The organism is Amycolatopsis sp. WQ 127309 (assembly GCF_023023025.1).
GTDB lineage: Bacteria > Actinomycetota > Actinomycetes > Mycobacteriales > Pseudonocardiaceae > Amycolatopsis.
The window spans coordinates 6,585,574-6,609,032 of sequence record NZ_CP095481.1; the positions used below are offsets into that span (position 1 = coordinate 6,585,574).

20 protein-coding genes and 1 pseudogene are annotated in these 23,459 nt (G+C 71.9%); 13 read left to right on the plus strand and 8 right to left on the minus strand.

Annotated elements, in window-relative coordinates; all coding sequences use genetic code 11:
- The first annotated feature begins 221 nt into the window (after positions 1–221).
- Positions 222–1,085: an alpha/beta fold hydrolase gene (locus tag MUY22_RS29920; RefSeq protein WP_247050071.1), complete on the plus strand. Its 864-nt coding sequence runs from the start codon at positions 222–224 to the stop codon at positions 1,083–1,085.
- Positions 1,086–1,092: 7 nt separating this feature from the next.
- Positions 1,093–1,653, plus strand: coding sequence for a hypothetical protein (locus MUY22_RS29925; protein ID WP_247050073.1), 561 nt, complete (start codon positions 1,093–1,095; stop codon positions 1,651–1,653).
- A 10-nt stretch (positions 1,654–1,663) separates the two neighbouring features.
- On the opposite strand, the gene MUY22_RS29930 is transcribed toward MUY22_RS29925, so the two are convergent.
- A complete protein-coding gene (locus MUY22_RS29930; protein WP_247050075.1) occupies positions 1,664–2,491 on the minus strand; it encodes a MarR family transcriptional regulator in 828 nt (275 codons plus the stop codon).
- A gap of 254 nt (positions 2,492–2,745) precedes the next feature.
- The gene (locus tag MUY22_RS29935; protein ID WP_247050077.1) at positions 2,746–3,741 is read right to left on the minus strand and encodes a LacI family DNA-binding transcriptional regulator; all 996 of its coding nucleotides are present in this window, start codon (positions 3,739–3,741) and stop codon (positions 2,746–2,748) included.
- 71 nt (positions 3,742–3,812) lie between these two features.
- On the opposite strand from MUY22_RS29935, the gene MUY22_RS29940 reads away from it, so the two are divergent.
- Entirely contained in the window at positions 3,813–4,622 is an 810-nt protein-coding gene (locus MUY22_RS29940; RefSeq protein WP_247050080.1) for a phytanoyl-CoA dioxygenase family protein, read from the plus strand.
- 19 nt (positions 4,623–4,641) lie between these two features.
- Here MUY22_RS29940 and MUY22_RS29945 read toward each other — a convergent pair whose 3' ends face one another.
- Positions 4,642–4,896, minus strand: a complete 255-nt coding sequence (locus MUY22_RS29945; RefSeq protein WP_247050081.1) for a hypothetical protein — start codon at positions 4,894–4,896, stop codon at positions 4,642–4,644.
- A gap of 219 nt (positions 4,897–5,115) precedes the next feature.
- Here MUY22_RS29945 and MUY22_RS29950 point away from each other — a divergent pair, with 219 nt between their 5' ends.
- From MUY22_RS29950 to MUY22_RS29960, 3 genes are all read left to right on the plus strand, one after another.
- Positions 5,116–6,153, plus strand: a complete 1,038-nt coding sequence (locus tag MUY22_RS29950; protein WP_247050083.1) for an acyl-CoA desaturase — start codon at positions 5,116–5,118, stop codon at positions 6,151–6,153.
- A 315-nt stretch (positions 6,154–6,468) separates the two neighbouring features.
- The gene (locus tag MUY22_RS29955) at positions 6,469–6,834 is read left to right on the plus strand and encodes an STAS domain-containing protein (protein ID WP_247050085.1); all 366 of its coding nucleotides are present in this window, start codon (positions 6,469–6,471) and stop codon (positions 6,832–6,834) included.
- A 109-nt stretch (positions 6,835–6,943) separates the two neighbouring features.
- A complete protein-coding gene (locus tag MUY22_RS29960; protein ID WP_247050087.1) occupies positions 6,944–8,404 on the plus strand; it encodes an alpha/beta hydrolase in 1,461 nt (486 codons plus the stop codon).
- 57 nt (positions 8,405–8,461) lie between these two features.
- Here the strand turns inward: MUY22_RS29960 and MUY22_RS29965 are convergent, their stop codons facing one another.
- Positions 8,462–9,919: an MDR family MFS transporter gene (locus MUY22_RS29965; RefSeq protein WP_247050088.1), complete on the minus strand. Its 1,458-nt coding sequence runs from the start codon at positions 9,917–9,919 to the stop codon at positions 8,462–8,464.
- Positions 9,916–11,451, minus strand: a complete 1,536-nt coding sequence (locus MUY22_RS29970; RefSeq protein WP_247050090.1) for a hypothetical protein — start codon at positions 11,449–11,451, stop codon at positions 9,916–9,918. The genes MUY22_RS29965 and MUY22_RS29970 overlap by 4 nt, the downstream gene beginning before the upstream one ends.
- Before the next feature lie 190 nt (positions 11,452–11,641).
- On the opposite strand from MUY22_RS29970, the gene MUY22_RS29975 reads away from it, so the two are divergent.
- Together MUY22_RS29975 and MUY22_RS29980 are read left to right on the plus strand one after the other, a co-directional pair.
- Positions 11,642–12,799: an acyl-CoA dehydrogenase family protein gene (locus MUY22_RS29975; RefSeq protein WP_247050092.1), complete on the plus strand. Its 1,158-nt coding sequence runs from the start codon at positions 11,642–11,644 to the stop codon at positions 12,797–12,799.
- A 22-nt stretch (positions 12,800–12,821) separates the two neighbouring features.
- Complete coding sequence (locus tag MUY22_RS29980) at positions 12,822–13,598, plus strand: MaoC family dehydratase N-terminal domain-containing protein (protein WP_247050094.1); 777 nt, start codon at positions 12,822–12,824, stop codon at positions 13,596–13,598.
- 176 nt (positions 13,599–13,774) lie between these two features.
- Here MUY22_RS29980 and MUY22_RS29985 read toward each other — a convergent pair whose 3' ends face one another.
- The 3 genes from MUY22_RS29985 to MUY22_RS29995 all read right to left on the minus strand — a co-directional run bounded on the left by MUY22_RS29985 (position 13,775) and on the right by MUY22_RS29995 (position 18,873).
- Positions 13,775–16,942, minus strand: coding sequence for a family 78 glycoside hydrolase catalytic domain (locus tag MUY22_RS29985; protein WP_247050096.1), 3,168 nt, complete (start codon positions 16,940–16,942; stop codon positions 13,775–13,777).
- A 170-nt stretch (positions 16,943–17,112) separates the two neighbouring features.
- Positions 17,113–17,925, minus strand: a complete 813-nt coding sequence (locus MUY22_RS29990; protein WP_247050098.1) for a CPBP family intramembrane glutamic endopeptidase — start codon at positions 17,923–17,925, stop codon at positions 17,113–17,115.
- Between the two features lie 60 nt (positions 17,926–17,985).
- Positions 17,986–18,873 carry a S9 family peptidase gene (locus tag MUY22_RS29995; protein ID WP_247050100.1) on the minus strand — a complete coding sequence of 296 codons (888 nt, stop codon included), beginning with the start codon at positions 18,871–18,873 and terminating at the stop codon, positions 17,986–17,988.
- Between the two features lie 77 nt (positions 18,874–18,950).
- Here MUY22_RS29995 and MUY22_RS30000 point away from each other — a divergent pair, with 77 nt between their 5' ends.
- From MUY22_RS30000 to MUY22_RS30015, 5 genes and pseudogenes are all read left to right on the plus strand, one after another.
- Positions 18,951–19,490: a helix-turn-helix domain-containing protein gene (locus MUY22_RS30000; RefSeq protein WP_247050102.1), complete on the plus strand. Its 540-nt coding sequence runs from the start codon at positions 18,951–18,953 to the stop codon at positions 19,488–19,490.
- An 80-nt stretch (positions 19,491–19,570) separates the two neighbouring features.
- Entirely contained in the window at positions 19,571–20,011 is a 441-nt protein-coding gene (locus tag MUY22_RS30005) for a MarR family winged helix-turn-helix transcriptional regulator (RefSeq protein ID WP_247050104.1), read from the plus strand.
- 28 nt (positions 20,012–20,039) lie between these two features.
- A pseudogene (locus MUY22_RS30010) lies at positions 20,040–21,692 on the plus strand (MFS transporter); the annotation flags it as partial.
- Positions 21,693–21,764: 72 nt separating this feature from the next.
- Entirely contained in the window at positions 21,765–22,292 is a 528-nt protein-coding gene (locus MUY22_RS49795; RefSeq protein ID WP_371827697.1) for an isochorismatase family protein, read from the plus strand.
- On the plus strand, positions 22,289–22,852 hold the full coding sequence (locus tag MUY22_RS30015) for a YbhB/YbcL family Raf kinase inhibitor-like protein (protein ID WP_247050107.1): 564 nt from the start codon (positions 22,289–22,291) through the stop codon (positions 22,850–22,852). Before MUY22_RS49795 ends, MUY22_RS30015 begins: the two co-directional genes overlap by 4 nt.
- Positions 22,853–23,459 lie beyond the last annotated feature (607 nt).

Sequence of the window (23,459 nt, forward strand, 5' to 3'; positions counted from 1 at the left end):
TCTCGGAATTCTGCGCGCGACGAACCCGCGTCCAGAACCGGACTTATAACGTTTCAATCGAAGTCCGCTGAGCCTACGACCCGGATCCGCGCAGGGTCAAGACGTGCTGATCGCCAGGCTTTTGTCAGGAACCGGACAGTCACCGGCGGCCCGTTACGGCGCGGAGCGGATGGGTAGTCCGTCAGAGCGGCAGTGCGCCGTTTCGCGGGAGAGGAGCACGCGTGTTCAGTGGCTTCACGCTGGAGACCGTCGACGTCGGGCCGGTGCGGTTGCGGGTGCGGCACGGCGGGTCGGGGACGCCGGTGGTCCTGGTCCACGGCCACCCCCGGACCCACACCACCTGGCACCGGGTCGCGCCGGAGCTGGCCGACGACCACTTCGTCGTCTGCCCCGACCTGCGCGGCTACGGGCAGTCGACGCTGCCGCCGGACGAGCCCGGGCACACGCAGTCGGCCAAGCGGGCGATGGCCGGCGACATCGTGGCCCTGATGCGCCACCTCGGGCACGAGCGGTTCTCGATCGTCGGCCACGACCGCGGTTCGCTCGTCGCCTTCCGGGCCGCGATGGACCACCCGGGCACCATCGACCGGCTCGTCGTGATGGACGGGCTGCCCGTCAGCGAGCACCTCGAACGGCTCAACGAGGACTTCGTCCGCGCGTGGTGGCACTGGTGGTTCCTGGCCCAGACCGACAAACCCGCCGAGCGGGTCATCAACGCCGACCCCGGCGCCTGGTACCGCACGCCGCTGCCGTACGAGATGGGCGAGGACAACCACGCCGACGTCTGGGCGGCGCTGCGGGACCCCGCCGTCGTCCACGGCATGTGCGAGGACTACCGCGCCGGCCTGCGGATCGACCGCGAGCACGAGGAGGCCGACCGCGCGGCCGGGCGCCAGGTGCGCTGCCCGACCCTGCTGCTGGCCGCGACCGAGGACGACATCGACATCCACGGCGACCCCCTCGAGATCTGGCGCCCCTGGATCGCCGGCGAACTCCGCGGCGTCGACGTCCATTCCGGACACCACCAGGCCGAACAGGCACCGGGTGAGGTGGTCCGGGCCATCCGTGAGTTCCTTCGGGCATGATGACGGCATGGGGGAGTCGCGGGAATTGCTGCTGAGACCGTCGATCAAGGGACAGTTGCCGTCCCTCGGCCTGCTGATCGTGTTCCTCGCGTTCGAGGTCTTCATCGCGCTGCGCGGCCTGCTGGCACCGTGGCTGGCGATCGCGTGTCCCGCGGTGTTCGTCGTGGCGCTGGCTCTGAGCGGGGTTTCGCTGGTGCGGACCCGCGGCAAGCCGTGGCAGCTGCGGTGCGGCCCGGACGGCGTCGAAGCGCGGGGGTTCGCCACGGTGCCGTGGCCGGCGCTCGCGGAGGTGCGGATCAGCCGGCTCAAGCCCCGCTGGCTGTTCTTCCCGGCCCCGGCCCCGGGCCGGGTGGTGGCGTTCGTGCCCCGCGACCGGGCGACAGTGCCCGCGATCGCGGTCTTCGACGCGATGTCCCGGCGCAGCACGACGTCCAACCGATTCGCGCAATCGCACGCGAAGCGCTACGGCAGTTCCTTCGTCGTGTTCACCAACACCGTCGACGCGTCGCCCGAAGAGATCGCCGCGGCGATCCGGGCGCTGACCGACGTCCCGGTCGTCGTCGGCTGAAACCCTGTCGTCACTGGGATCCCGTGGCCACCAGCCGCGCGGTGATGGGTTCCAGTTCGGTGATCAGCTCGTCGAGTTCGGCGGGGGACAGGGCTTCGTACGGCGGGGCGGCGAGAGCGTCGGTCAGGGCTTCGATGCGGTACTTGGTCTCGCGGCCCGCGTCGGTGAACCGGCCCTCGGCGTCGACCAGCCCGCGCTTGCGCAAGCCCGCCATGACCTCGGCCAGCCGCTCCTTCGGCAGGTGGTGGATGCGCCCGAACGACTCCGCCGGGTGGATGTCCATGTCCAGCGCGCTGAGCACGTGCGACTCCGTGCCGCCGATGCCCGCGCCGACGAGCGCGGCGATGTGCCCGTCACCGCGGTGCTCGCGAAGCATGGTCGCGGAGTGCCACAGCCGGGCGACCGGGTCGCCCGGCACCGCGACGGTGCGCATCCCGGCGTACATCACCCGGCCCGCGGTGGGCGCGCTCGTCGCGGCCTTGGTCATCAGGTCGGCGGCGCGCACCAGGCCCGGGGAGCCGGCCAGCTCGTCGCCGAGGATCCGCCGCAGGGACGCCGCGCTGCCCCGCTCCCGCGCGGCGAGCGACGCCTCGGGCGGGATCGTCTCCCACGCGCTCGGGATGTGCCGCGCGGCCTCGCCGTCGGCGAAGTTGTAGAACGCCGCGTGCACGACCTGCGCCGGCACCCGCCCCAGCGGCGCGGCCCGGCCGGCGAAGTAACCGTCCCAGTAGGTGCGGTGGCCGAGCGCGGCCTGCTCCTCGTTGCTCTCGTCGGCGAAGAAGGTGACCAGGCAGATCGGCTCGAGGAGCTCGAACATCCGGCGGGCGAGATGAGTCATGTGCTGCTTCCTTACGGTCTTGCCCGGGTCGCGCACCGCGCGGTGGATCAATCGGCAGGTTGTATCCCGCCGCTGCGGGGACCGGTCCCCGCGGCCGGCGAGCGTAGGTCTCGGCCGTCCGGCCGCGTGGGCCGGATGTCCGCCTGCGGAGCGCGGCTGTCCCGACCATCCACAGTGGACCGGCCGGGCCGGTCGGTTCGTGCCGCGCTCGGTCAGTTGGTGGGGCGCGCCGATCGACCGGTCCCCGCGGCCGGTCAGCTCGTGCCGCGCACGACCAGGCGGTGCGGCGCGATGATCGACCGCGGTGGTTCCGCCGCGCCCGCCTGCCGGGTGAGGCGGTCCAGGGCCAGCTCGGCGATGCGGTCCTTGTCCGGGGCCACCGTCGTGAGCGACGGGACGCTGTAGCGGCCGTCCTCGATGTCGTCGAACCCCACCAGCGCCAGGGAATCCGGCACCGCGACGCCCCGGTCGGCCGCCGCGCGCAGGGCGCCCAGCGCCAGTTCGTCGGTGAAGCAGAACACCGCGTCCGGGGGCTGCGGCAGGTCCAGCAGCCGCAGCATCGCGCGGTGGCCGTCGGCGCGGTGCAGCCGCGGGACCGGCACCTCCAGCTCCGGGTCGGCCGGCAGACCCGCGCCGGCCAGCGCGGCCCGGTAGCCCGCGAGCCGCTGGCGGGCGGTCGCGTTCAGGGACTCCGGCTGGATGCCGACCGCCGCGACGCGCCGGCGTCCCGACGCCAGCAGGTGCCCGGTCGCCTCGCGCGCGGCCGCGACGTTGTCGATCGCGACGTGGTCGACGCCCGCCGTGCCGTCGTGCTCGCCCAGCAGCACCAGGGGAACCGTGTCGGTGCGGGCGGCCAGCTCCGCGGGCGCCACCGCCCACGGGCTGAACAGCACGCCGTCGACGAGCTGGCTCCGCTTGCCGTGCAGCAGCTGCTTCTCGCGCTCGGCGTCGCCGTCGGTCTGGTCGATGAGCACCGTCAGCCCCCGGGCGCCGGCGATGCGCACGGTCCGCGCGGCCAGCTCGGCGAAGTACGGCGAGTCGATCTCGGGGATCACCAGCGCCACCAGGCCGGTGCGGCCGCGGCGCAGCGTCCGGGCGGCCAGGTTCGGCAGGTAGCCGAGCGCGTCGATGCTCGCCTGCACCCGCTCCCGGGTCGCCGGGGCGACGTAGCGGAACCCGTTGACGACGTTGGACACCGTCCGCACCGACACCCCGGCGTGCTCGGCCACGTCACGCAGCTTCGGGCTCATCCTCATACCTTAACCCTTGCAACGTGGCATGCCACGTTGCAAACTGAGTGCCACGCCGTGAGGAGGCCCCGATGACCCCGTTCACCGCCACCGAAGTCGAGTCCCACACCGAGCGCCTGCACGAGGACGGCATCATCGGCCTCCCGGGCGCCTTCACCCGCGACTGGGTGACGCGGCTCGGCGAGGACATCGACACCGCGTTCGCCGAGGCCCGCGCCCGGCGCGGCGGTGCCGTCGGCCGCGGCCCGAACCGCTTCTACGTCGAGATCCACCCGGAGCAGCTGCGCGGGTTCGCCGACCTGGCCACCCACCCGTGGATCACCGCGATCGCCGAGGCGGTGCTGGGCCCGGAGTACCGGATCGTCGAGGTCGGCTTCGACGTCCCGCTGGCCGGCGCGGCCGACCAGCCGTGGCACCGCGACTTCCCGGCCCCGGAGGGGACCGCGTTGACCTCGCTCGCCGTCAACGTCACCGCCGTCGACACCGAACCGGACATGGGGCCGTTCGAGATCGCCCCCGGCACGCACCGGGACGACGGCGGCGCGTTCGAGCACGGCATGTTCCCGGCGCGTGAGACCTACCCGCGCTACCGGGAGCGCGCGACGCGCAAGTTCCCGAAGATGGGCGACATCTCGATCCGGTCGGCGCTGACCGTCCACCGCGGCACCGCGAACCGGTCGAAGAAGGCCCGTCCGGTCCTCGTGCTGGGCCTCGACGCGCCGGGCGCGGGCCACGACGCCCACCACGACACCGCCGTGACGCGCGGGTACTGGGCGTCGCTGCCGGCGTCCCTGCGCGCCCACCTGCGCTGCCCGATCGTCGGCACCCTGACGCCCATCACCCAGAAGCACACGATCGAAGGCCTGGTGATGGGCGAGTGACGCGGCCCCGGGCCGTGGGTCAGGAATGTTCCGGCGGTTCCGGCGGCTGCGGTGCGGCGAACCCGCCCGGTCCGGCCGCAGCCGAGTAAGGCGCGACGGGTGGCGTCGCGGCCGGTGCCACGGGCGGCGCCGAGGGCGGCGGCGCGGCCGAGTAGGGCGCCACGGGCGGAACCGGGGGAGCGGCCGCCTCGCGAGCTTCGTCCTCCGCCGCTTCCGGCGTCGGGGGCGACTCGCTGTCCTGCTGCGGCGGTGACTGGTCGTGGTCCTGGGTCATGCGAACCTCCGGGGGTAGAGGCAAATCCGTGCCTCGGCGGCACCGACGCGGACATCGGTCTGTAGTGCTGTCGGCTACCCGGACGGTTCCCCGATAAACGGGACCGGAGAGGCGCGGCACAGCGTGATCTTGTTTAGCGCGAGCCGCGTCCGGGAATCCGCCGCGGGTAGGCAAGTCGTCGCCCCGGTCCTCGGCGCCGCAGGACTGGGAAGGAAACACATGACTACGTCTCCGACGAGCGCCGAGGCCGGCGCGCGCGCGACGTCGCGCAACGACTTCGGTGATCTCGGCCGCCTGGTGCGCAGCGAAGGGCTGCTCGACCGGCGTTACGGTTACTACGCGGTGAAAATCAGCCTCACACTGCTCGCCTTTGCGGGCGGCTGCGTGGCGTTCGTGCTGCTGGGCGACTCGTGGTGGCAGCTGGCGACCGCGGTGTTCTTCGCCGTGATGTTCGCCCAGATCGCGTTCCTCGGCCACGACGCGGGGCACAACCAGATCTTCCGCACCGGCCGGGCCAACGACCGGCTGGGTTACGCCCTCGGCGGGATCGTCGGCATGAGCTACGGCTGGTGGATGGGCAAGCACACCCGCCACCACGCCGGCCCCAACCACGAGGACGAGGACCCCGACATCGACATCCCGCTGCTCGCCTTCACCCGCGGGCAGACGGGTAACAAGCGCGGGCTCGTGCGCTGGACGTCGAAGTACCAGGCGTTCCTGTTCTTCCCGTTGCTGCTGCTGGAAGGGCTGAGCCTGCACTGGGCCGGCATCCAGGCCGTGCGCGACGACGAGGTCAAGCACCGCCGGCTCGAAGCGGTGTTGCTCTTCGCCCACATCGGCGGCTACCTCGGTGCGGTGTTCGTGGTGCTGTCCCCGCCGGTGGCGCTGGCGTTCATCGCCGTGCACCAAGGGCTGTGGGGCGTGTACATGGGCTGCTCGTTCGCGCCGGGCCACAAGGGGATGCCCACCTACACCGACAAGACGAAGCTCGACTTCCTGCGCAAGCAGGTGCTCACCAGCCGCAACGTCCGCGGCGGCCCGTGGGTGGACTTCACCCTCGGCGGGTTGAACTACCAGATCGAGCACCACCTGTTCCCGAGCATGCCGCGGGTCAACCTGCGCCGCGCGCAGCCGCTGGTGCGGAAGTTCTGCGACGACCACGGGATCGACTACGCCCAGTGCGGGTTGTTCAAAACGTACTACTACGTCCTGCGGTACCTGCACGACGTCAGCGCACCGCTCCGCGTGGCGCACTAGTCCACTTAGGACAGTGTTCGAGGCGTGGTGATCACGGCTACCGGGACCGGCCGGCGCATCACCGTACGGTCACGGGCGTCAGCCGACCGGGCGAACCGTGTCGGCCGCACGGGTTGACCTGGCCGCTCACCCGTCGTCAGCGTTTGTGACGCGCCGTCGCGGGCATTACGGTGGCGGGAGAGTGAAGGTCGGCGCCCAGGCCCCGCGCGGACGGTTCTGTCCACGCCTCCGGGAGACCGCGCCATGATTCCTGCACAGCCATTCCCTGGAACGCCTGCCGATCGGGAGCCTCGGCCCGCCGGGCCGCGGCTGCTGGTGCGCCAGAGCGAAGCCGGGGCCGGGGTGCTGGTGGTCGCCGCGGCCGGCATCCTCGACGGGACCACGGCGTGGCTGCTGCAGCGCGCTCTCTGGCGGGACCTGCCCGCGACGACGGTGGTCGACCTGTCGGACGTCCCCGTCCTGGGCATCGCCGGCGTGCGCGTCCTGGAAGGCGCCGCGGCCCGCGCCCGGGCCGAACAGCGCCGGATCGCCCTCGTGACGCGCTCCTTCTCCGTCAACCGGGTGCTGCGCCTGTTCGCCCTCGACGTGCGTGTCCCCGTCTACGCGCGGCTGTCGGACGCGGTCGGCGTGCACACCGCGGCCGGGCCCAGCGTCCCGCACTCGAGGCAACGCCACCAGTGACGTCACGTCACGTGCGCTGGTGATGCCTTCGCACTGTTCGGTGAGCCCTGTCCGCGATGGGATTCGACCATCGCCTGGCGCCGAGGGGGCGCCACGAGAAGGGACACCGATGAAGAAGTTCTTGCTGGCCGCGGCGATCGCCGCGGTCGCCGCGACGGCCCTGGTGCCGAGCGCGTCCGCCGCGCCGTCGCCGCCGGCCACCCTGAAGTGGGGAACCTGTCCGGCCACCACGTTCCCCACCCCGGACCTGCAGTGCACGACGCTGAAGGTGCCGCTGGACTACCGGGACCCGGGCGGGCGCCAGATCGACCTCCTGGTTTCGAAGATGCCGAGCAAGAACCCGGAGAAGCGGCGCGGGGTGCTGCTGACGAACCCGGGCGGGCCCGGCGTCGGGGGCTGGGACTACCCGCAGCTGATGACACTCCGGGGATTGCCGGCCCCGCTGCCGCAGAGCGTGCGCGACGCGTACGACGTGATCGGGTTCGACCCGCGCGGCGTCGGGCACAGCACGCCGGTGACCTGCGACCTGACGCCGGAGCAGCAGGCGATCGGCAACCTGCCCTACGCGAAGGACGCGGCCGACGTCGTGAAGCAGGCGCAGGTCGCGAAGGCGGAAGCCGAGCAGTGCGCGACCTCGAAGACCGGGTGGATGCTGCCGCACGTGACCACGGCGAACACCGCGCGGGACATGGACCGCATCCGCGAGGCGCTGGGCGAGACCCAGGTTTCCTACCTGGGCGGCTCGTACGGCACGTACCTGGGCGCGGTGTACACGACGATGTTCCCGCGGCGCAGCGACCGGATCGTGCTGGACAGCAACCTCGGGCCGGACGGCTACGACGTCGACGCGATGCGGGCGTTCGGCCGGGGCCTGGAAGACCGGTTCCCGGACTTCGCGAAGTTCGCCGCGGCGCACCCGGAGTACGGGCTGGGCTCCACGCCCGCCCAGGTGACGGCGAAGTTCTACGACCTGGCCGCCCGCTTGGACAAGAAGCCGGTCGGCGAGTTCACCGGCGGGATCTTCCGCGGGCTGAACTTCAGCTTCACCTACGGCGACACCTCGTTCCCCATGCTGGCGGCCGCGTGGCAGTCGCTGGACCAGGGCAAGGTGCCGACGCTGGCCGGGGAGGCCGCCACGGAGAACGCCTTCGCCGCCCGGTTCGCCGTCATCTGCACCGACTCGGTCTGGCCGAAGTCGGTGGCGGGCTACCAGCGTGACGTCGCGGTCGACCGGGTCCGCTACCCGATGCTCGGCGCGGCTTCGGCGAACATCTCGGCGTGCGCGTACTGGCAGGCCCCGGCGGCGGAGCCGAAGGTGCGGATCACCGGGAACGGGCCGTCGAACGTCCTGCTGGTGCAGAACCGGCGCGACCCGGGCACCCCGCTGGTGAACGCCCGCAAGCTGCGCGCGGCGTTCGGTGACCGGGCCCGGATGGTCACCATCGACCAGGGTGGCCACGGCGCTTACGTGGTCGCCCCGAACAAGTGCGGCAACACCGCGGTGACCGACTTCCTGGTCACGGGCGAGCGCCCGGCGCACGACACGTCCTGCGCGGCGGAAACCTCCTGATCGACGCGTTTGCGGGCCCGGCCGGCGTGAACCCGGCTGGGCCCGCAAACGTTTACGTCACCCGGTCGTGGACGAGTCCTTCGCCGGGGCGGGCACGTCCAGGCTGGTGCGCAGCACAACCGGCTTGAGCAGGACCGCCGCGAGCACGCCCAGCAGCGCGACGCCCGCGGAGATGGCGAAGATGTGCCCGGTGGCGGCCCCGTAGGCGGCCGGCGCCGGGACACCTTCGGCTGTGCTGCCGGCGACCTGGTGGGCGAGGATCGCGCCGAGCACGGCGACGCCGATCGTGCCGCCCAGCGACCGGAAGAACGACACGGTGGCGCTCGCCGCGCCGATGTCCTGCAGCGGCACGACGTTCTGCACGACGAGGACGAAGTTCTGCAACGTCATGCCGACCCCGGCGCCGATCAGGAGCATGGCCACGCCGATGAGGACCAGCGGCGTGTGCTCGTCGATGAGCCCCAGCCCGGCGAACCCGGCGGCGAGACTGACGGCACCGGTGACGAGGAACGGCTTCAGCCGGCCGGTGCGGCTGATCCGGCGGCCGGCGACGATCGAGAAGACCAGGATGCCCGCCATCATCGGGATGGTCAGCAGCCCGGCCTCGGTGGGGGAGTGCCCGCGGCTGACCTGGAAGTACTGGCTGAGGAAGACGGCGGCGCCGTACATCGCGGTGCCGGCGGCGAGGCTGCCGAGCACGGCCAGCGCGGTGGTGCGCTGCCGGATGATGCGGGGCGGCACCACGGGTTCGGCGGCGCGCAGCTCGACCCGGACGGCCAGCGCGAGCAGCACCAGGGTGCCACCGACCATCACGGCGCTCGGCCACGAGACCCAGGCGAACGAGTCGCCGGCGAACGACACCCAGATCAGCAGCAGGCTCACCCCGCCGGTGATCAGGGTCGCGCCCCAGTAGTCGATGCGGACGTTGTCGCGACGCACGACGGGCAGGCGCAAGGTCAGCTGCAGCAGGATCATGGCGACGACCGCGAAGGGCACGCCGATGAAGAAGCACCACCGCCAGCCCAGCCACGACGTGTCGACGAGGTAGCCGCCCAGCAGCGGCCCGCCGATCGTGGACAACGCCGTGACGCTGCTCTGGTAACCGGCGTACCGGCCGCGTTCGCGGGGCGGGATCATCGTGGCGATGGCGATCTGCACCAGCGACTGCAGGCCACCGACGCCGATGCCCTGCAGCGCGCGGGCGCCGATCAGCTGCCCCGCGTCCTGGGCCAGGCCCGCGGCGATCGAACCGGCGATGAACACGCCGGCGGTGAGCTGGATGAGGGTCTTCTTGCTGTAGAGGTCGGCGAGCTTGCCCCAGATCGGCGTCGCGGCGGTGGCGGCGAGCAGGGTCGCGGTGACGACCCAGGCGTACTGGGTGGGCGAGCCGTGCAGGTCGCGCAGCATCCGGGGCAGCGCGGTGGCGACCACGGTGCTGCTCAGCGTCGAGACGAACAGGGCGAGCAGCAGGCCGGTGAGCGCCTGGAGGATCTGCCGGCGTCCCGGCGCGGTCACGGCGTTTCCGCGGGGGTGAGGTGCAGGAGAACGCCGTCGGCGGCGAGGTAGAGGCTGTGGTCGGCCGCCGCGGCGAGGCCGGCGAACGGCCGCGGCACGCCGGGCATGCCGTGGGTGAACAGCGCGGGTTGGTCCCTTGTGGACGGTCCGGTCCCGGGAAGGTCCGCCACGGTCCGGCTTTCCCCGGTCACCAGGTCGATCTCGATGACCTGGTTCCGCCCGGTTTCGGCGACGAACAACCGGCCGTCGCTCACGACGATCCCCTGTGGACGGTCGAGCCCGTCGGCGAGCACGGCCGGCGTCTCCCCGTCGAGCCGGTACACCGCGCCGCGGTCCTCGTCGCTGACGTACCAGCGCCCGTCGCCGGCCACCGCGACGTCGACCGGGCGGCCGAGTCCCTCGGCGAGCACGCCGACGGTGTCGTCGGCGTCGATGGTCCGCACCCGCCCGGCCCCGGCCTCGGCGACCACGAGCACGCCGTCCTGGCGCAGCGCGATCCCCAGCGGCTGGTCCAGCCCGGACGCCCGGGTGCGCACGGCCCGCGTCGTCCGGTCGTACGTCCGGACCTGGCCGTACTGCGAGGTGAGGTGGAGCAGGTCGCCGTCGGCGGTGATGCCGTGGGCGAAGGTGAGCAGCCCGGTGGTGGCGACGTCGTCGTCCGGCGTGCGCGGGCGGGCGACGCGGTAGTGGTCGGCGGTGTGCACGCCGCCGCCGAGGTCGATCGTCACCCCGAACGGGCCGGCGAGGCCGCGGGGCGTGATCTCACGGGTGCGCCCGTCGGGGTGCAGCTCGGTGATGCCGCCGCCGGTGTAGCTGGAGACGTACATCCGGTTCCCGTCGTCGAACGCGGCGTTGTCGAGCCCGGGAATCCCGCTGGTGACGAGGGATTCGGTGCCGGCGCCGTGCAGGTCGACGCGGGTGACGATGCCGGCGACACCACGGGAGAGCACCAGCAGCACGCCGGCCTGGTCGAAGCGGACGGCGACGGGCTCGTGCACGTTCGCGGCGACGAGCTCCGGCTCGCCGCCGTCGGGCGGGATCCGGAAGACCTCGCCGGTCATCATGTGCGGGTAGTAGAGGTGGCCGTCCGGGCCGAGCTGCATGGCGTTGCCCATGGCGAGCCCGCCGGTGAGCACCACGGGCCCGTCGTCGCGCAGCTCCAGCAGGCGCCCGCCCGGGATCATCTCGTTGACGAACAGCCGGTCGCCGACGCAGGCGATCCCGTTGGGCAGCCGCACCTGGTCGGTGACCAGGCTGAACGTGCCGTCGGGCCGGCGTCGCCAGACCCGGCCGGGGACCAGGTCGGTGACGTACATCGAGCCGTCCGCGCCGAAGGCGAGGTCGTCGGGCGCTTGCACCGGCCCGCCGGCCGGCACGATCACCTCGACGTCACCGGAGGCGAGGTCGACGGCGCTGATCTGCCCGGCCAGGAACTGCGCCGCGTACAGGCGCCCATCCGGCCCGAAGGCGATGCCGTTCGACCCCCGCAGGGGTGCGGGCCGGGTCAGCCGCCGAGCCCGGAAGCCGGTCATGGGTCCCCTTCCAGCGTTTAAAGCAACTGCTTGATTCACGATACAGGTGGATCTTCGTGGGTGTGGCCCGGGTCTACGCGCTGATCCCCGGCGGGAGCACCCCGCCGCCGCGGAACGGGCGGCTGGTGCACGTTCACCCGCCGGCTGGGCCACCATTACCTGGCAGGCCGGCCACAGAGAGGAAGTCGTCATGGACGGGCTCACCGAAGAGGAAGTGGCGATCGTCGCGCTGGTGGGGGAGTTCGTCGACCGCGAAGTGCGGCCCGTGGCGCGGGAGCTCGACCACGGCGACGTCTACCCGGAGCAGCTCATCGAGCAGATGAAGGCGATGGGCATCTTCGGCCTCGCGATCCCCGGGCCGTGGGGCGAGGCGCACGTGTCCGCGCGGTGCTACGCCGCCGTCACCGAGGAGCTCGCCCGCGGCTGGATGAGCCTGGCCGGCGCGATGGGCGGGCACACCGTCGTGGCGAAGCTGCTGCTCGACCACGGGACGCCGGAGCAGCGGGACGCCTACCTGCCGAAGATGGCGACCGGCGAGATCCGCGCGACGATGGCCCTGACCGAACCCGGCGGCGGCTCCGACCTGCAGGCTCTGCGCACCACCGCCCGCCGCGACGGCGACGCCTACGTCGTCGACGGCGCGAAGACGTGGATCACGAACGCCCGCCGCTCCCAGCTCATCGCCCTGCTGTGCAAGACCGATCCCGCGGCGGACCCGGCGCACAGCGGCATCAGCATCCTGCTCGCCGAGCCCGGCCCCGGCTTCCACGTCTCGCGCGACCTGCCGAAGCTGGGCTACAAGGGCGTCGAGAGCTGCGAACTGGCCTTCGACGACTACCGCGTCCCGGCGACGGCGCTGCTCGGCGGGACGGAAGGCCGCGGGTTCACGCAGATGATGCGAGGGCTGGAGATCGGCCGCATCCAGGTCGCCTGCCGGGCGCTGGGTGTCGGGCGCGCCGCCCTCGAAGACTCCCTGCGCTACGCCCAGGAACGCGAGAGTTTCGGCAAGCCGATCTGGCAGCACCAGTCCGTCGGCAACCTCCTGGCGGACATGGCCACCAAGCTCGAGGCCGCGCGCCAGCTGGTGCACCACGCCGCCCGCCGGTACGACTCCGGCGAGCGCGCCGACCTGGAAGCCGGGATGGCGAAGCTGTTCGCGTCGGAGACGGCCATGGAGATCGCCCTCGACGCGGTGCGGATCCACGGCGGGTACGGCTATTCCACCGAGTTCGACGTCGAGCGGTACTTCCGCGACGCGCCGCTGATGATCGTCGGCGAGGGCACCAACGAGATCCAGCGGAACGTGATCGCGCGCCAGCTCGTCAAGCGGCACCCGATCCTGTCCTGAACCCTCGCGCGGAAGGAGACACATGGAGTTGATCCAGCCGGAACCGGCCGAGGCGCTCGCCGCGTTGCTCGGGGTGCCGCTGCCGGACGTCGAGGCCGGGCTTCCGTTGCTGTGGCACTGGTTGTACCTGCTGGAGCGCCCCGCTCAGGCGGATCTCGGCCCTGACGGGCACCCGGTGCGCGGCGGGGTCCTCGCCCCGTCGGGACCGGGACGACGTCGCATGTGGGCGGGCGGCCGGGTCCGGACGTCCGGGGCGCTGCGCTGCGGCGAACCCGCGACCCGGCACTCGGAAGTCCTGTCCAAGACGGAGAAACACGGCCGGTCGGGTGCGCTGACGTTCGTCGTCGTCGCGCACCGGATCTCGCAGCGCGGGCAGGTCGTGGTCGACGAGCGGCAGGACGTCGTCTACCGCGAAGCCGGCCTACCGAGCCTGCCCGAAGACGGCCCGGTCGTCCCGCCCGCCGCCGGCGACCGGGCGCTCGACGTGACGCCGACGCTGCTGTTCCGCTTCTCCGCCCTGACCTACAACGCCCACCGCATCCACTACGACCGCGACTACAGCCGCGACGTCGAGGGCTATCCGGGCCTGCTCACCCACGGCCCGCTCCAGGCCCTGGCGATGGCGGAAGCCGCCCGCGCGATGGGCCGCAAGGGCGACCGGACCTTCGACTACCGCCTTGTCTCGCCGCTGTTCGACCACCAGGGCCTGATCGCCCGCGCCGACATCGCGGCGGACGGCGTCACGACGGCCGTCCGCGACCGCCACGGACGGCAAACCGCCACCGGCACGCTGCGCTGAGCCCGTAACTCACGTGACCGAGCCCGTAACCCACGTGATCGAAGCCGGAACTCGCGACTTCCGGGCCCAATCACGCGAGTCACGGCCCTGATCACGCGAGTTCCGGCCCTGATCACGTCGGTGACGGGCCGGGTCACGCGGGTGACGGGGTCAGCTGACCCGTTCCCGGCCGGTCCTCACACGGTCGAGCGGAAGACGTAGTCGCCCGAGCCGACGCGGTAGGTGACGTAACCGTTCTGCGTCCCCGCGAACCGGGCGCCCGGGGGTGCCTGGACGGCGCGGGCGTCGCGGGCCGGCACCGAGATCTCGGCCGTCGCTCCGACCGGCACTCCGGCGCGCAGGGTGAAGCGGCCGTGGTCGCGGGTCCACGCCGAACTCACCTGGCCGAGCGGGGACTCGACGTGGGCGGACGCGGTCGTGAGGTCGCCGACCGGGTGGGGCTGGATCTTGACCGCCGTGTAGCCGGGCGCCGCCGGCTCGATCCCGGCGACGCGCTGGTAGAGCCAGTCGTCGACGGTGCCGAGGAAGGCGTGGTCGTGCGAGCGCGACGTGGCCTGCCACTCCTCCCACATCGTGGTGGCGCCGAGACCGGTGAACCAGTAGCCCCAGCCGGGGTACGTCGGGTTCGTCGCCACCTGGTAGGCGAGGTCGCCGTACCCGGCGTCGGTGAGCGCCGGGAGGATGATCTTCGTGCCCAGCGCCCCGGTGTTGAGGTGGACGCCGCGCGTCTTGACGTCGTTGACGAGGTTCGCGACCACGGCCGGGCGGTTCGGCGCCGGGACGATGCCGAGGCTCAGCGGCAGCAGGTTCGACGTCTGGCGGTAGCCGGCCGCGCGGTCGTCGTAGTACGCGCCGGACGCCTTGTCGAGGAACGTCGTGTTGAGCGCGTTCGCGACTGTGCCCGCGAAGGCGTCGAAGTGCTTGGCGTCGGCTTCGTGACCCAGGGCGCGGGCGATCTTGGCCATGGTCGTGGCCGTCTTGTCGATGTAGGCCGTGCCGGAGAGCCGGGTGCCCTCGGGCGGGTTCGCGGCGCCGGGGGCGAGCCAGTCGCCGTAGCTGAAGCCGGTGTAGATGTTCCCGGTCTTCGCGATGTCCTGCTCGTAGAAGGCGAGCCACGCCTTCATCGCGTCGTAGTTCTCGGCGAGGGCGCGGGTGTCGCCGTAGTACCAGTAGAGGTCCCACGTGATCAGGACGAAGCTCGCCGACCAGACCGGGTCCTTGACCTGCTTGCCGCCGACCGTCGCGGGCACGGTCTGGCCGATCGACCCGTCCGGGTTCTGGTCGTCGCGGTGCTCGCGCATCCAGTTCTCGTAGAAGTCCTGCATGTCGAAGTGGGCGATCGCCGAGTCGGCCGACAGGTGCGCGTCCGCGGTGTAGGGCCGCTTCTCGTACATCGGGGTGTCGGTCGGGACGGAGTGCAGGTTGTTCAGGATCGTGTTCGCCTCGGCGTCGTCGTAGCGGTTGAGCAGCGGGTTGGAGCTGGTGAAGTCGCCCGTGGTGGCGACCGCCGTGTGGACGCGCTCCGCGTCGACCGAGGCGACGGTGACCCCCGCCGGCGCGGCGACCTGGACGTAGCGGAAGCCCGCGTAGCTGTAGCTGGGCTGGTAGCTCTCCAGCCCGTCGCCCTTGAGGATGAACGCGTAGGACTGCAGCTGCATGCCGAACCCGCCGACGTTGTCGACCGTGCCGTCCGGGTTCAGCTTCTCGCCGTAGGTGATCGTCACCTGGGCGCCGGCGGGCCCGCGCAGGCCGACGCGCGCCCAGCCCGCGGTCGGGCCGGCGACGTCGTAGACGTGCACGCCGTCGCGCGGCGCGGTGACGGCGGTGATCGGCAGGTCGTCGGTCACCTTGATGGGTGGGAACGCCTCCGCGCGCAGCGTCCCGGCGGGTCCGGTCACCGGCAGTGCCGGCCGCCAGCCGGTGGCGTCGAACCCGGTGGTGGTCCAGCCCGGCCGCTCCAGCCGCGCGTCGTAGGTCTCGCCGAACCAGAGCGACTCCGTGCGCGTCGGCCCGTCGGCGACCTTCCAGGTGTTGTCGCTGGTGACCCGCTTGGTGCTGCCGTCCTGGTAGGTGACGTCGAGCTCGAGCTTCAGCTTGGGCTCGCTGTGCCACGGCGAAGCGACCCACTCGTCGGGGTTCGTCATCGCGTAGTACCCGCGGCCCAGGCTCACGCCCACCGCGTTGCCGCCCGCGCGCAGGGCCGCGGTGACGTCGTAGGTCGTGTACAGCGCGGTCTTGTCGTAGACGGTGAACCCCGGGTCGAGCTCGTGGTCCCCGACCTTGGCGCCGTTGAGGTAGAGCTTGTAGTACCCGAGACCGGCGATGTACGCGCGCGCGGACCTGATCGGCTTGGTGAGGGTGAACTCGTTGCGCAGCAGCGGTTCCGGCGGGGGAGGCGTGGAGACCGAGCTGCCCCACGGACCGGACCCGTACGCGGCGGCCACCAGCGCCTGCGGCCAGGCCGCGTCGTCGAAGTCCGGTTGCTGCCAGCCGGTCGCGGCGGTGTTCGCGGACTTCCAGGAGGCGTCGGTGACGAGTTCGAAGGGGGCGCCCGAGCTTTCGACCCGGAGCTTGCCGAGGAAGCCGGCCGGCCCGGGCTGGGCGTTGGTCGCCTCGGCCGCGATCACGTTGCGGCCGGGACGCAGCGCCGTCGAGACGTCGACGACGGTCGCCGTCCGCCAGGAGTCGCCGACGTGCGGCGAGGCGGCGACCTGCTGTCCGTTGACGGACACGGTGAAGCTGTCGTCGGCCGTGAGCTCGAGCTGGGCCGACGTGATCCGGTCGCCGGCGGGCAGGTCGAACGCGCGCCGGAAGTACCGCGTGCCGACGGGTGCCGAGTCGGCCGGATTCCCCTCGGGGTACCAGATCCAGCTCGCGCCGGTCAGCGACGGCGGCGTCGCGGTGGTCTGCGCGCCGATCCAGTCACCTTGGAACTCGCCCGGCGCCAGGAACGCCGTCTCGAACGACGCCGATGGACTCCACCGCGAAGCGTGCCGGGCGGCGTCCCAGACCTGGACGCGCCAGAAGTAGCGGGTCCGCGCCTTCAGGGCGTGGCCGGCGTAGGTGACGTCGAAGGACTGCGACGACCGCACTTCGCCGCTGTCCCAGACGTTCCCGGGCCCGTTGGGCTCGGTGGACACCACGATCCGGTACGCCGACTGACGCGCGGTGTCCTTCGCGGTCAGCGCCCAGCCGAACCGCGGCCGGGCGACGTCGACCCCGAGCGGGTCGGTCTGGTGCTCGACCTGCAGGCCACCGGCCTGGACGTCGCCGAGCGCGGGAACCGCCTCGACGGGCGCCACCCCCAGGACCAGGAAGGTCAGCAGGGCCAACGAAGCCGTCATCAGGCGCGAAGACATCGCGTTCCTCTCTCCGTTGACAGGGCGGCGGTCGATCCCCGACGAAATGAATCGTTTCAACCCGCGTGGCGAGGATGATGGTAGGCAGAACCCCGGCCCGGTGACAAGAGGCCGGCGGTCGCCTCGACGGCGACCGCCGGCCGGCTCCGGCCGCGTCAGGCCCGCGCCGGGCGGGGACCGCGGCCGAGCAACACGAGCGCGACGACGGCTTGCACCACCAGGACGATCGCCTGCGCCGGTGGCGCGTTGACGGTCAGCAACGCGACGGTCGTGTTGACACCGAAATGGACCGCGATCGACGCCGGAACACCACCGCGTTCGTAGGCGAAAACGGTCAGCAGCCCCATCGGGACGACACTGAGAATGAACAGCAGTCCGCTCAAGCTGAACAGGCCGAAAGAGGCCTGGATCGTGCCGGTGATGAAGAACAACGGCAGGTGCCAAACGGCCCAGATGACACCCAGCAGCAAACCGGTCTGAAGGCGCGTCATCGACGCGCGCAGGCGCGGATAAGCCGTGCCGCGCCAGCCGGGCTCCTCGGCCAGCGGACCGCCGATCAGCATGCTGATCACGAAGGCCACGGGTCCGCCGGCGGTCGTGACCAGGTGCTGTCCCGCCGTCAGGCTCAGCGGGGGACCGCCGAGGACGTCGGCGAGCAGCACGGCGGCCACCACGGTCGCGGATGCCAGTACCAGCAAGGGAAGTATCCAGAACCACCGCACGCCCGGCCGGGAGCCGACCGCGTGCGCCGGGGCGGGTTCACCGCGGCGGGCGCGCCGCACCCGGACGGCGATCGCGCCGAACACCGGGCCGAAGCCGCCGAGCAGGTAGGGCACGACGGTGGGGGAGCTGGTCGGCGGTCCGCCGAGCAGGATCGCGACGAGCCAGAACGCCCAGCTCGTCGTGAACGTGACGGTCCAGAAAAGGGTCAGCCCGCTTTTCCGTCGAACCGGGGAAATGGTGGTCACGCTTGTGCCTTTCGTTCGAAAATGGACAGCATCGAGCCCGGGAACAATTCGTTTTCAGAGTTACTCGAGTCGGTTTGCGAGCCAGCCGGACACCTGGGCGAGCAGGTCGGCGTCGACGGGACGGCGCAGCTGCCGGCGATAGGACCGCACCGACGCGCGGCCGGCGTCGCGGCGCAACAGGTGGGTGAGGTCGGGGATCCGGTGGACCTCGGCCTCGCCGGGCACCAGCCGGCGGATCTCGGCCAGGTCCGCGGCGTCGACCTGGACGTCCTTCCCGCCGGTGATCGCCAGGACGGGCACCCGGATGTCCGCGAGGTCCGGGCGCGGGTCGTGGGCGAGCAGTTCGCGCATCCACCGGGCGTTGACCGGGAACCCGGCGACCCGGGTGGCGTCCGTGGTCTTGATCCGGGTCAGCTGTCGCCGGGCGAAGGCCCGCAGCGCCGGTCGCACGAACGCGGGGAGGTCGCGGACGATCATCCCGGCCTGCCACCGCAGGGCGTCCTCGCCGAGACGGGCGAACCCGGCCAGCAGCACCACCGCGGCGACGTCGGCGTGCGCGCCGAGGGCCATGGCGTGGAGGGCGCCTTCGCTGTGCCCGACCACGCCGACGGCGTCGGCCCGGACGTCCGGCCGGGCGGCCAGGGCGCGCACGGCGGCGGCCGCGTCGCGCCGGTTGTCGGCGAACCCGGTCGCGAGCCAGTCGCCGGGGGTGGCGCCGACGCCGCGCCGGTCGTAACGCAGCGAGGCGATCCCTTGGCGCGCAAGGGCTTCGGCCAGCGCGGGCCCGGCCCCCGTGCGGAGCCGGCGGGTGCCGGCGTCCCGGTCCAGCCGTCCGGATCCGTGCAGCAGCAGGACGGCCGGGTGCGGGCCGGCGCCCGCGGGCAGCGTCAGGGTGCCGGCCAGCGGCAGTCCGTCGTCCGCGGTGACCGTCGTGTCGACGTCCCGCATGAGTCGTCCCCCATCATTCTCGATCGTGCAAATGTTCTCGACTGTGAGAACAGTATCGCATGTGAGAACATTGGTCCATGGCGACCGCCGATCTCCTCCTGCACCCCGTCCGGATGCGCATCCTGCAAGCGCTGTTCGACGCCGATCCGCTGACCACCGCGCAGCTGCGCGAGCGCATCCCCGACGTGGCGCCGGCCACGATGTACCGGCAGATCGCGGTGCTGGCCGAGGCCGGGGTGCTGGAGGTGGCCCAGGAGCGGCGGGTGCGCGGCACGATCGAGCGCAGCTACCGGGTGCGCAAGGAGGAGGCGGTGGTCGACCCCGAGGCGCGCGCGGCGATGTCGAAGGAGGACCACCTGCGGTCGTACACGACGTTCGCGGCATCGCTGCTGGGGGACTTCGACCGCTACCTGGCCCACCCGGACGCCGACCCGCACGCGGACGGCGTCGTCTACCGGCAGGCGGCGGTGTGGCTGACGGAAGAAGAGTTCGCCGTCATGGTCGAGGAGATCGAGAAGGCGGTCGTCTCGCGGTTCGAGAACGTCCGCGAGGGCCGCGTCCGGCGCGTCGTCAGCCTGGTCGTGGTCCCGGACGAACCCCGGGCGAGCGCCGGGTAGGACCGGCCGCGCACCTCGCCAAGGCCGACGTGAGAGCGCCCGGAATTTACTAAGGTAGGTTGATAAGGTAGCCTTAGTACATGACCGTTGATCCGGATCCCGGCGAGGTTGCCGCCGTCCTGCTGGCGAGTGTCAGCGTGCTGGTGCGACGGGTGCGGCAGGTGCCCGCCGAGGGCGGCCTCACGATGCCCGAGCGCTCCGCGCTGGCGCTTCTGGACCGCTCGGGTCCCACGACTTCCTCGGCGCTCGCCCGGGAAGCGCAGATCACCGCGCAGGCGATGGGGGCGACGCTCGGCGCGTTGCGGGAGCGCGGTCTCGTCGAACGCCGGCCGGACCCGGACGACGGCCGGCGCGTGGTGCTGCTGGTCACCGACGCGGGGCGGCAGGCCTTGCGGGACAAGCGGAACGCGCGCGCCGAGCTCATCGCGCGGGCCCTGACCGGTGGCGAGTTCACGCCGGCGGAGCTGGCGCGGCTCGCGGCGACCGCGCCATTGCTGGACCGGCTGGCCCAGCACCTCTGACACCGCGAAACCACGAGGGAGCACGCCGATGACCGAGACGCGCGCGGCCGGCGACCGGTACAAGTGGACGGCGCTGACCAACACGACCGCCGCCGTCTTCATGTCCGCGTTGGACAGTTCCATCGTGCTGATCGCCCTGCCCTCGATCTTCACGGGCGTGCACCTGGATCCGCTGGCCCCGGGCAACATCGCCTACCTGCTGTGGATGATCATGGGCTACCGGCTGGTCCAGGCCGTCCTCGTGGTCACCGTCGGCCGCCTGGGCGACATGTACGGCCGGGTCCGGATCTACAACGCCGGCTTCGCGGTCTTCACCTTCGCCTCGATCCTGTTGTCCTTCGACCCTTTCGACGGCGGCGGCGGTGCCACGTGGCTGATCGCCTGGCGGGTGTTGCAGGCCGTCGGCGGGTCGATGCTGACCGCGAACTCGGCCGCGATCCTGACCGACGCCTTCCCGGAGGAGCAGCGCGGGTTCGCCCTCGGCATCAACCAGGTGGCCGGCCTGGGCGGGATGTTCCTCGGCCTGGTTGCCGGCGGCCTGCTCGCGGCGTGGGACTGGCGCGCGGTGTTCTGGGTGAACGTGCCCATCGGCGTGTTCTTCACGGTGTGGGCCTACCGCACCCTGCGCGAGACCGGGAAGCGCGGCGGCGGCCGGATCGACTGGTGGGGCAACGTCACCTTCGCGGTCGGCCTGAGCGCGGTCCTGATCGCGATCACCCTCGGGCTGCAGCCCCACGGCGGCCACACCATGGGCTGGAGCAACCCGCTCGTCCAGGTCCTGATCGCCGGGGGACTGGTGCTGCTGGCCGCCTTCGTCGTCATCGAGAACCGCGTCAAGGCCCCGATGATCCAGCTGAGCCTCTTCCGCTTGCGCGCCTTCACCTTCGGCAACCTGGCGGGCCTGGCCATCTCGATCTGCCGCGGCGGCATGCAGTTCGTGCTGATCATCTGGCTGCAGGGGATCTGGCTGCCCCGGCACGGTTACGACTACGAGAGCACCCCGTTGTGGGCCGGCATCTTCATGCTGCCGCTGACGGCCGGGTTCCTCGCGGCCGGACCGGTCTCCGGTTACCTGTCCGACCGGCTCGGCTCGCGGGGCCTGGCCACCGGCGGCGCGGCGCTGTTCGGGGCCAGCTTCCTGGGCCTGATGCTCCTGCCGATCGACTTCGGCTACGGGGTGTTCGCACTGCTGATCGCGGTCAACGGGATCGCCAGCGGCATGTTCGCCTCGCCCAACTCGTCGTCGATCATGGGCAGCGTGCCCGCGGACCTGCGCGGCGTGGCCTCGGGCATGCGCGCCACCTTCCAGAACTCCGGCACCGCCGTCTCCATCGGCGTGTTCTTCTCGCTGATGATCGCCGGACTGGCGAGCGACCTCCCGCACACGCTCACCGCCGGCCTGCAGCAGCAGGGCGTCCCGGCCGGTGTCGCGGGCCAGATCGGCGCCTTGCCGCCGGTGTCGTCGCTGTTCGCCGCCCAGCTGGGCGTCAACCCGATCCAGCACCTGCTCGAACCCAGCGGCACCCTGGCCGGCCTGACCGCTGACCAGCGAGAAACCCTGACCGGACGCGAGTTCTTCCCGGACCTGATCTCCGGGCCCTTCCACTCGGGGCTGGTCATCGTGTTCGCCTTCGGTGCCGCCCTCGCCTTCCTCGCCGCGATCGCGTCCCTGCTGCGCGGCGCCACCAGCCGACCCTCACAGGAGAAAACCACCGTGCCACTGACCACCATCGACTCGCGGTCCGCGCTGGTCGTGATCGACCTGCAACAGGGGATCGTCGACGCCCACCGCGACCCCGCCGTCACCGCGGCCGTCAAGCAGGCGGCCTACCTGGCCGCCGAGTTCCGGCGGCACGAGCTGCCCGTGGTCCTGGTCAACGTCACCGGCCGCGCGCCGGGACGCACCGACGCCGGCCGGGCCGCGAGCACCGCCCCGCCGCCGGCCGGCTGGGCCGACCTCGTCGACGACCTCGACGTCCGGCCGACCGACCACCTGATCACCAAACGGCGGCGCAGCGCGTTCCACGACACCGGGCTCGACACGCTCCTGCGGGACCTGGGCGTCACCCAGATCGTCCTCGCCGGCATCTCGACCAGCTCCGGCGTCGAGTCGACCGCGCGCTCGGGCGCCGACCACGGCTACCACGTCGTCCTGGCCACCGACGCGATGACCGACCCCGACGCCGTCGCCCACCGGCACAGCGTCGACCGCGTCTTCCCCAAGCTCGGCGAAACCGCCACCACCGCCGAGGTCATCGGCATGGTCGAGGCGACCCGATGACGCTGCTCGGCCGGCTCCTGCGCGACCGCCGGGCCGGAGACGCCCACCTGGCCTGGAACCTGCCCAACCTCCAGGGGCCCGACCAGTTGACACTCACCAGCCGGGACTTCGACGACGGCGGCCCGCTGCCGCTGGAGCAGTGCGCCAAGCACGTCGGCGGCGCGGACCGCTCTCCCCAGCTGGCCTGGACGACGCTTCCGCCCGGCACCGCCCAGCTCCTCGTGGTCGTCGAAGACGTCGACGTCCCGCTGGGCAAGCCCGCCGTGCACTGCGTCGCGCTGGCCGATCCGTCGGCCGGACCGCTGGAAACCGGTGCCCTGGCGGCGAAAGAGCCTGGTCCCGGGGTTCGGGTGCTGCGATCCACCATCGGCCGGGGCTACCACGGTCCCGCGCCGGTCAAGGGGCACGGGCCGCACCACTACGTCTTCCAGCTCTTCGCGTTGTCCGCGCCGGTTCCCGACTCACCGTCACCGGAGCGGGCGCGGCCCCGCACGTTGCTGCCCGTGATCACCGGCCCCGTTCTCGCCCGCGGCCGGCTGACCGGCGTTTTCGAACGCTGACCCGGTTGCCCGCGGATTAATCGGCAACCCGGCGCGGACGCGGCAAACGATACGGGAAGTCCGGGGCGATTCATCGAAATCATCGAACGGGCCGCTCCGCAGACACGGAACGGCCGCAGCCGGGAATTGATCCGGCTGCGGCCGTCGGGTCGGAGAGACCGAGTTGTAACCCATTCTGTGGCCGGGGAGGCCGGGGAGACCTAGTTGTAACCCATTTCGTCGGTCGAAACGCGGTTGTACCCCATTTCGTCCGGAACGGCCGTGATCACGAGGGCCGATGTCACGTTCTCGTCACGGGCAGCAGCCGTGGGGGAAGTACCCAGGACGGCCAGGGCTAAAACGTTCAGGGCAACTGCGGCGCCGACGGCGACCGCTCGGTGAACCCGCATCGATTCCTCCGGTGGTCAATTGTACGTGACTGATCTGTTCGGGCCTCGATGGACCATCGCAGAGCCGGGGCAACCGGTGGTCAACGGGCGGTTAATGACCCCCCAACGACAAGTGGCGGAGTGGAGCTCAACCGGAAAGCCGATCAATTGCCGAATTGTTATTATCCCGTGAGGAGGGTTCGGCAACCCCGGCCGACGTTCCGGCAACCACAGTGTAC

Bases quoted from the DNA above. Each gene is read 5' to 3' on its own strand.
- MUY22_RS29925 (WP_247050073.1), top strand. From the start codon at position 1,093: ATGGGGGAGTCGCGGGAATTGCTGCTGAGACCGTCGATCAAGGGACAG.
- MUY22_RS29930 (WP_247050075.1), bottom strand. From the start codon at position 2,491: ATGACTCATCTCGCCCGCCGGATGTTCGAGCTCCTCGAGCCGATCTGC.
- MUY22_RS29935 (WP_247050077.1), bottom strand. From the start codon at position 3,741: ATGAGCCCGAAGCTGCGTGACGTGGCCGAGCACGCCGGGGTGTCGGTG.
- MUY22_RS29940 (WP_247050080.1), top strand. From the start codon at position 3,813: ATGACCCCGTTCACCGCCACCGAAGTCGAGTCCCACACCGAGCGCCTG.
- MUY22_RS29945 (WP_247050081.1), bottom strand. From the start codon at position 4,896: ATGACCCAGGACCACGACCAGTCACCGCCGCAGCAGGACAGCGAGTCG.
- MUY22_RS29950 (WP_247050083.1), top strand. From the start codon at position 5,116: ATGACTACGTCTCCGACGAGCGCCGAGGCCGGCGCGCGCGCGACGTCG.
- MUY22_RS29960 (WP_247050087.1), top strand. From the start codon at position 6,944: ATGAAGAAGTTCTTGCTGGCCGCGGCGATCGCCGCGGTCGCCGCGACG.
- MUY22_RS29970 (WP_247050090.1), bottom strand. From the start codon at position 11,451: ATGACCGGCTTCCGGGCTCGGCGGCTGACCCGGCCCGCACCCCTGCGG.
- MUY22_RS29975 (WP_247050092.1), top strand. From the start codon at position 11,642: ATGGACGGGCTCACCGAAGAGGAAGTGGCGATCGTCGCGCTGGTGGGG.
- MUY22_RS29980 (WP_247050094.1), top strand. From the start codon at position 12,822: ATGGAGTTGATCCAGCCGGAACCGGCCGAGGCGCTCGCCGCGTTGCTC.
- MUY22_RS29985 (WP_247050096.1), bottom strand. From the start codon at position 16,942: ATGACGGCTTCGTTGGCCCTGCTGACCTTCCTGGTCCTGGGGGTGGCG.
- MUY22_RS29995 (WP_247050100.1), bottom strand. From the start codon at position 18,873: ATGCGGGACGTCGACACGACGGTCACCGCGGACGACGGACTGCCGCTG.
- MUY22_RS30000 (WP_247050102.1), top strand. From the start codon at position 18,951: ATGGCGACCGCCGATCTCCTCCTGCACCCCGTCCGGATGCGCATCCTG.
- MUY22_RS30005 (WP_247050104.1), top strand. From the start codon at position 19,571: ATGACCGTTGATCCGGATCCCGGCGAGGTTGCCGCCGTCCTGCTGGCG.
- MUY22_RS30015 (WP_247050107.1), top strand. From the start codon at position 22,289: ATGACGCTGCTCGGCCGGCTCCTGCGCGACCGCCGGGCCGGAGACGCC.